The following is a 7,739-nucleotide window of genomic DNA, read 5'->3' as shown; positions in this document are numbered from 1 at the left end:
CGAGGTTGAGGCCGAGATCGCTGACGACGCCGCGCATCCGGCGCATGCGCGAATCCATGCCTTCCTCGACGGCGTTGAGCGCTGCCATCTGGCGCCGCTCGACCTGATCGAGCGACGTCGTAAGCCGCACCAGGACATTGTCGAAGCCCTGGTTCTTGGCAAATTGGCTGGTGGGAGGCGCTGCGACGGTCGGCGCGCGCGATTCGAGTCGTGCTTCGCGATCCGGCGGCGCCACGAAGATCACGGTGTCGCTGATCGGCGACGGCTTCGGTGTGCCCTGCGTCTGGCCAGCGTCGCTGCGCTGCTGTGCCGCGCGCGGGATCGATCCGGTCACGTCAGGCATGGCGCCGAGCGCCGTGGCCCGGGACTCCAGCGCCGTCTGGCGCTTCATGATCTGATCGAGCTTCTGGTCGAACTGTTCCTGGTCGAGCAGCTGCCGGCTGGTGGCGCGGTCGACCCGGGCGCGCAGCTCGGCGATGCGGTCTTCATAGGCGTATTGCATCTCGGCCTGGCGGGCGACCAGGCGGGTCAGGACGTCGTCGCGGAAGGCGAAATAGGTGGCGGTCGCGATCGACCACAGCCCGAGCAGCACGACGGTGCCGACCACGATCCAGAACACCACGGGCCCGAAGCGGACCTGCTTGCCGGCATGGACGATGGTATAGGCGTCGTCGGCTGCGGGAAGGGGAATTGCGACCGGCGCTGGGGCGGCAGCGCGGCGTTGGAAGGCCCGTCCGTGGTCGTGAGGATGATGTTGGGGGTACTGCGAGTATTGGGCAGAACTTTTCGACATCGGCACTCCCGCGCCGGTCGGATCAGTCCGGACGGCCTAATTGCCGCAGCAATCTGGGCCGCTCATGGTTAATTTTCCGGAAACGGGAACGGCCGAATTCGAGGGATTGGTTAAAGGCTTCTTGCCGCTTCCAGCACCTCTTCGGCATGCCCGTCGACCTTCACGTTGCGCCAGATCCGGGCCACCTTGCCATCGCCTCCAACCAACACCGTGGTGCGAAGAATCCCAAGGAAGCTCTTGCCGTACATGGACTTTTCGCCCCAGGCGCCGTAGGCCTCCAGCATCGCATGGGTCTCGTCCGAGACGAGGGGAATGCCGAGCTTGTGCTTGTCGCGGAACTTCTCCTGGGCCTTTAACGGATCGGCGGAGATGCCGAGCACTTTGGTGCCCGCGGCAGCGAAGGCGTCCGCCAGGCGCGTGAAGTCAATGGCCTCCCTGGTGCAGCCGGGCGTGTCGGCGCGGGGATAGAAGAACAGGACCAGCTTCTGTCCGGCATGGTCCGCCAGCGTGACTACGTTGCCGCCGTCGCGGGGCAGGCGGAAGGCGGGCGCCCTCTGGCCCTCCGTCAGGGCAGGCTTCGCCGCCGCGGGCGATTTGGAAGGATTTAACTGTTTCGATGCGGCCTTATGTGATCCTGCTTTTGCTATCGTTGCGGTTGATTTGCTTGCTGGCGTCCGCTGTGTTTTCGCGGACCGTGTTTGAGTCGCTGCCCGGGTTTTCCCGGCCTTCTTCTTAGCCGTCGGACTGCCGGAGGGCGTTTTGGACGATTTCTTTCGGGATTTCTTGGACATACGCCTTCCTTTCGTCGCTTTCGGCAGGTCAACCAAAGCGGTATTGCAGCTCTCGTCCGGTGTGACGGACTCGCGCCCTCGGCTGGGCAAGTCTGGCGACGCCGGAGTATGGTTACAAGGAATTCCACGCACCACCCAACTGCTCGTTGAACGCGCTCCCGGGGCGAAATGACGAACAGCAGGAATATTCGAGGTATGGCGGCAGTGCCGGCGCAGGGGGCTTCGCTCCCCGTCGTCGGCTGCGGTCCCGGCGGCGCTCAATCCCACGATGGGCGCCTGTATCGAGAGGCAATGGCAAGGAATAAGTCGCCCCAGGATTACACGCGGGACTTCGATCGGCGCGGCGGTCAACCAGAGCCGCAGGAATGGGACAACGCCGATTGGGATCCGGATCAGGAGGAGGCGGCGGGCTATCGCGCGCGCCGGCTGCTGTCGCGTTCCAATTCGGGCTTCCATCGCTTCGGTGACGGGTTTCGGGCGCTGCACCGCTGGCTGGCCGCAGATCGCTGGTTGAAGCGCTTCACCATGGTGGTCGGCGCAGTGGTGGTCATCTTCGTCGGTTGTTTCGCTGCACTGTGGTGGCGGCTCGGCGCCGGTCCGATCAATCTCGATATCGCAACGCCGTGGCTCGCTGCCGCGATCGAGGAGAACATCGGCCACGGCAATACCGTGGAGATCGGGGGCACCCAGATCGAGCGGGCGGGGCGGATCCGTATCGCGGTCCGTATCCGCGACATCATCGTCCGCGACCGCGATCACGCCGTCGTCGCCAGTGCGCCGAAGGCCGAGGTGAAGCTGTCGGGCGCGGCTCTCCTGATGGGGCACCTGCGCGCCGAAAGCCTCAACCTCGTCGACGCCGAGCTTGCGATCCGCATCGCACCCGACGGCACTGTCACGGTCTCGGCCGGCGATACCGCAAAGCCGCTGGCAACGGGCGTGGCCTCCAAGAAAGAGGCGGGCCTGCCGCCGACATTTCCGCGCGCCGGCGTTCCGCCGCCGCCCTTCGCCACGCAGCAGCCCGCGAGCCCGGACGCGTCGCAGGCGGCGCCTCAGGCGACGGCGCAGAGCGGCATTCTTCAGGGCCTCGACTGGCTCGACAGCCTGAGCATGACCGGCCTCGATGGTCAGAACCTCAACGAGATTGGCCTGAAGAACGGCAATCTGATCGTCGACGATCAGCAGCGCGGCAGCAAATGGTCGTTCGAGAACATCACGCTCAGCCTGCGCCGGCCGAGCCGCGGCGGCGTCGCGCTCAGCCTCGGCGAGGAGGGCGCGCGTCCCTGGATGCTGCGCGCCACGATCGGGCCGGCCGAGAACGGCGTGCGCTCGGTCGACATCAAGGCCGACAAGGTCTCGACCTCCAACCTCCTGCTGGCGCTGCGGGTCAAGGATCTCACCTATACCGCCGACCTGCCGCTGACCGGCGAGCTCAAGGGCGAGCTCGGCCGTGACGGCGTGCCGACCTTCTTCCGCGGCAAGATCGCGGTCGGTGCGGGCAACATCATCGATACCGACACGCCCGACTATCCGATGGCGATCGACCAGGCCGAGATCAACGTCGAGTGGGACGCCAACCGGCGCGTGCTGGTCGCACCCTTCAAGATCATCTCCGGCGCGAACCGGCTGACGCTGCTGGCCCATCTCGAACCGCCGAACGGCAACATCAACGATTGGCAGCTTGGCTTCAGCGGCGGCTCGATCCTGCTCGGCGGCATCGACAACGAGCCGCCGCTCGTCTTCAACCGCATTGCGATCGGCTTCCGCTTCGACACCGACCACAAGCGCCTGCTGCTGACGCAGGCCGATATCAGCAACGGCGAGATCGGCGTCGCCGGCACCGGGGCCATCGACTATTCGGGCGAGCCTCGGCTGACGCTGGGTTTTGCCGGTACGCCGATGTCGGCCTCGGCACTGAAGCGGATGTGGCCGACGCTCGTCGTTCCCGAGCTGCGCGAATGGGTGATCGAGCGGATCGAGCGCGGCACGCTCCAGCGCATCGAGATCGGCGTCAACTCGCCGACGAAGAACCTGCCGCGCAAGGGGCCGCCGATCCCTGACGACGGCCTATCGGTTAACATCGTGGCGAGCGGCGTCGCGGTCCGCCCAGTGGACGGCATGCCTGTGGTGCATGATGCCGATTTGAAGGCGCGCGTGACCGGCCGCGCCGCGACCGTGAACATCGCGCAAGGCATTGCCGATACGCCCGCCGGCCGCAAGATCACGATCTCCGACTTCACCTTCGAGGTGCCGGACATGGCGCCGAAGCCGTCGCCGTCGCGCACGCGCTTTCGCGTCGAGGGACCGGTGCCCGCGGCCGCCGAAATGCTCGCCAATGATCGGCTGAGCGATTTGTCGTCGACCGTCGTCGACCCCAACACCAGCAAGGGGACGTTCTCGGCGAACATCCAGCTCGCCATGCCGGTCAAGGGCGAGCTGACCAAGGCCGACACTGTCTATTCCGTCAGCGCCGACCTCAACGGTTTCTCAGCCGACAAGCTGGTGATGAACCAGAAGCTGGAGGCCAACAACCTCAAGATCGCCGCGAGCAACCAGGGCTATCAAGTCAAGGGTGACGTCAAGATCAACGGGCAGGCGGCCTCACTCGACTATCGCAAGCCGGCCGAGGGCGATGCCGACGTCAGATTGCAGGCGACGCTGGACGACGCCAGCCGCGCGCGCCTGGGATTCGATCTCAGCCCCGCCGTCAGCGGATCGTTGCCGATCAAGCTGTCGGGCAAGATCGCGAGCGGCCCGGAGCAGACGACGAAGCTCGGCGTCGAGGCCGACCTGACCTCGGTCAGGCTCGACAACATCCTGCCCGGGTGGGTCAAGCTGCCGGGCCGGTCGGGCAAGGCCACCTTCAAGGTCGTGCCGACGGCGCAATCAACGCGTTTCGAGGACATCGTCATCGAGGGCGGCGGCGCCTCGATCAAGGGCTCGCTGGAAATCGATGCGAACGGCGACCTGATGAATGCGAGTTTCCCGGTCTATTCACCGTCTGACGGCGACAAGACGTCGCTGAAGGTCGAGCGCGGCCAGGACGGTATGCTCAAAGGCACGATGCGCGGCGACGTTTTCGACGGCCGCGGCTTCCTGAAGTCGGCGATCTCAGGAAACTCCAAGGATGACAAGAACAAGATGAAGAACGTCGATTTCGACATCGACGTGAAGCTCGGCACCGTCATGGGCGCCAATGGCGAGGCGATGCGTAGCCTTGATGCCAAGATGTCGAAGCGCAACGGCGCGATCAAAGCCTTGACGCTGAGCGGAAAGATCGGCCGCGACACGCCGATTGCGGCCGATCTGCGCGGCGGCCGTGCGCAGGGCAATCGCGAAGTGATCTATCTCCAGACCAACGATGCCGGCGCGCTGCTGCGTTTCACCGACACCTACACCAAGGCGGTTGGCGGCCAGATGGTTGTGGCGATGGAGCCGCCGACCTCCGAACCGAACACGGCGCGCGAGGGCCTCATCAACGTGCGCGACTTCACGGTCAAGGGTGAGGCGCAGCTCGATCGCGTCGCCGCCGGCGCGCCCAACGGCACCGGCAACGGCGTTTCCTTCAGCGCGCTGCGGGCCGAGTTCACCCGGCAGAATGGTGCGCTCACGATCCGCGACGGCGTGGTCAAGGGCCCTATGATCGGCGCCACCATCGAGGGCTCGATCGACTATCCCGGCAACCAGGTCTGCATGAGCGGCACCTTCGTGCCGATGTATGGCGTCAACAACATCTTCGGCCAGATCCCGCTGTTCGGCATTTTCCTCGGCGGCGGCAACAATGAGGGATTGATCGGCGTCACTTACGAGGTGGTCGGCACGCCGGCCGCGCCCGTGATGCGCGTCAATCCGATCTCGGCGATGGCGCCGGGCCTGTTCCGCAAGATCTTCGAATTCAACACCGGCAAGCAGAATTCGCCCTGGGAGGAATTCCCCTCGCAGTCGAACGACGGCTCCACTGGATCGACGCGCCAGCTGTCGAGCGGCTGTACGCTCGCACGGCGGTAGAGGCGGATATCAACCAGGCCGTCATGCCCGGGCTTGTCCCGGGCATCCACGTTCTTCGTGCTGCGTGGCCAACGCGTGGATGGCCGGGACAAGCCCGGCCATGACGACGTCGAGAGCGTGCGAACCAGCCTACGCCGCGCGGACGCCTGCGAGGAACGTGCCGACCTCGCCGGAGAGCTGCTCGGCCTGCTTGGAGAGGCTGGAAGCTGCCGCAAGCACCATGCCGGCGGCATTGCCGGTCTCGTTCGCAGCGGTGCCGACGGCGCCGATATTGGTCGTGACCTCCTTGGTCGCCTCAGCAGTCTGCGACACGCTGCGGGCGATCTCGGCGGTGGCGGCGCCTTGCTCCTCGATGGCGGCGCCGATCGAGGTGGCGATGCGGCTGACCTCCTCGATGGTGGCGGTGATGCCGCCGATCGCATCCACGGCCTCCTTGGTCGCGCCCTGGATCTGCGCGATCTTGTCGCCGATCTCGCGGGTGGCTTCCGCAGTCTGGCTCGCCAGCGACTTCACCTCGGAGGCGACGACGGCAAAGCCGCGGCCGGCTTCGCCCGCGCGCGCCGCCTCGATGGTGGCGTTGAGCGCGAGCAGATTGGTCTGGGCCGCGATGCTGGAGATCAACTCGGCGACATGCTCGATCTGCTGGGCGCCGTCGGACAGCGCCCGCACGATCGTGTCGGTGCGGCGGGCACTGTCCACCGCGCGTCCCGTGACTTCGGCGGATTGCGCGACCTGACGGCTGATCTCGGTGATCGAAGAAGAGAGCTCTTCGGCAGCCGCGGCGACCGTCTGGACGCGCTGGCTGGCCTCGGTGGCGGCCGAGCCGACCACGGCAGCGCGGCGGTTGGTGCCCTCGGCGGTGGATGACATCGACTTGGCGGTGGTCTCGAGTTCGCCGGAGCCGGACGCCATCTGGCCGACGAGCTGGCCGACGGAGGCGTCGAAGCGGTCGGCAAGCGCGATCAGGGCGTCGCGCTTCTCCTGCTCGGTGCGCGTCTTGGTGGCGACCTGTTCGGCTTCCAGCGTGCGTGCCGTCTGTGCGGTTTGCCGGAGCACTTCCAGCGTCTCGGCCATCCGGCCGATCTCGTCGCCGCGGTCGGTCTCCTCGACCGCCTTGTCGATGGCGCCCTCGGCGATCGCCTGCATGCGGTTCTTCTGGCGGTCGAGCGCACCGAGCACGTCGCGGGCGATCAGCCAGGACAGTGCCGCCATCAGCAGCATCAGGCCGAAGCCGATCGCAGCCAGCTCCAGCGTCAGCGCGCGCACGTCGGCATCGATGTCGTCGACATAAAGGCCGTAGCTGATCGTCACGTTCCATGGCGCGAATTTGCGCGCATACACGGTCTTGCGGACCGGCTCGGTCTGACCGGGGCGGGGATAGAGATAGGAGGTCACGCCGCCCTGCGCGGTCTCGCTGCCGGCCTTGATGATGGCGTCGGCGATCAGCACGCCGTTGGAATCCTTGGCGCCGGTGATCTTGCCTTCGAGCTGCTGATTGGCGCCGTTCACGACCAGGGAGCTGTCCTGATTGTAGACCACCGGATAGCCCTGGCTCCCGTTGAAGCTCATCCGGCGGCCGCGCTGGTGGAACAGGCTCTTGGCCTCGGCTTGCGTGAGCTTGCCGGCGGTCACCTCGTCCTGGAGCGATTGAGCGTAGTTATAGAGCAGCTCCACCGCGGTCCGCATCTGCTGGACGCGATCCTCCATCATGCGGCTCTTGCTGAGCACGGCCGATACGCCGATGATGGCCGTGACCGTGAGCGCGGCGAGACAGACCATGCTGGCGAGCTTGGTGCGGATCTTGAAATGACTCAGCAGCTTCATCGCAGCCCCTTGCGAAATGGTTGTTATTACTCGCGTCGGTAGCATGAAGTTCTTACCATTCATGAACGGACGTGTGCGGCCCGCTGCCGAGCGCGCAGCGTTCGCAGCCGCACGCGCAAATGTGCAGGCAGAGCGCGCCTTGCGCGCATATGGCGGGCCAGGTCGCGGAGAGGAATGATGCTGGATATTGGTGGGAGCCGAGCCGGGGCGGCGATGAACCGATTGGGATGGCGATGAACCGATTCGCTCACCGCATCATCATGTCCGTGCTGCTCGTGGCTGCCCTCGTCCTGATCTGGAACGTGCTGGGCTCGCGGTAGACGACA

Annotated in this window: 3 protein-coding genes and 1 pseudogene; 1 reads left to right on the top strand and 3 read right to left on the bottom strand. The window is 65.9% G+C overall.

All coding sequences use genetic code 11. The annotated features are described in order from the left end of the window. A pseudogene (locus SE91_RS16020) lies at window positions 1-793 on the bottom strand (M23 family peptidase); the annotation flags it as partial. Window positions 794-903: 110 nt separating this feature from the next. Continuing rightward, complete coding sequence (locus SE91_RS16015) at window positions 904-1,584, bottom strand: peroxiredoxin (RefSeq protein WP_082813734.1); 681 nt, start codon at window positions 1,582-1,584, stop codon at window positions 904-906. 195 nt (window positions 1,585-1,779) lie between these two features. Here SE91_RS16015 and SE91_RS16010 point away from each other — a divergent pair, with 195 nt between their 5' ends. After that, window positions 1,780-5,589, top strand: a complete 3,810-nt coding sequence (locus SE91_RS16010; RefSeq protein ID WP_061848247.1) for a YhdP family protein — start codon at window positions 1,780-1,782, stop codon at window positions 5,587-5,589. Window positions 5,590-5,718: 129 nt separating this feature from the next. On the opposite strand, the gene SE91_RS16005 is transcribed toward SE91_RS16010, so the two are convergent. Continuing rightward, window positions 5,719-7,413, bottom strand: coding sequence for a methyl-accepting chemotaxis protein (locus tag SE91_RS16005; protein WP_061848246.1), 1,695 nt, complete (start codon window positions 7,411-7,413; stop codon window positions 5,719-5,721). Window positions 7,414-7,739: the final 326 nt, after the last annotated feature.

Origin of the sequence: Bradyrhizobium sp. DOA1, assembly GCF_001593325.1 — a bacterium.
Lineage (GTDB): Bacteria > Pseudomonadota > Alphaproteobacteria > Rhizobiales > Xanthobacteraceae > Bradyrhizobium.
This window is presented reverse-complemented; position numbering and strand designations above follow the sequence as displayed.

Bases quoted from the DNA above. Each gene is read 5' to 3' on its own strand.
- SE91_RS16015 (WP_082813734.1), bottom strand. From the start codon at position 1,584: ATGTCCAAGAAATCCCGAAAGAAATCGTCCAAAACGCCCTCCGGCAGT.
- SE91_RS16010 (WP_061848247.1), top strand. From the start codon at position 1,780: ATGGCGGCAGTGCCGGCGCAGGGGGCTTCGCTCCCCGTCGTCGGCTGC.
- SE91_RS16005 (WP_061848246.1), bottom strand. From the start codon at position 7,413: ATGAAGCTGCTGAGTCATTTCAAGATCCGCACCAAGCTCGCCAGCATG.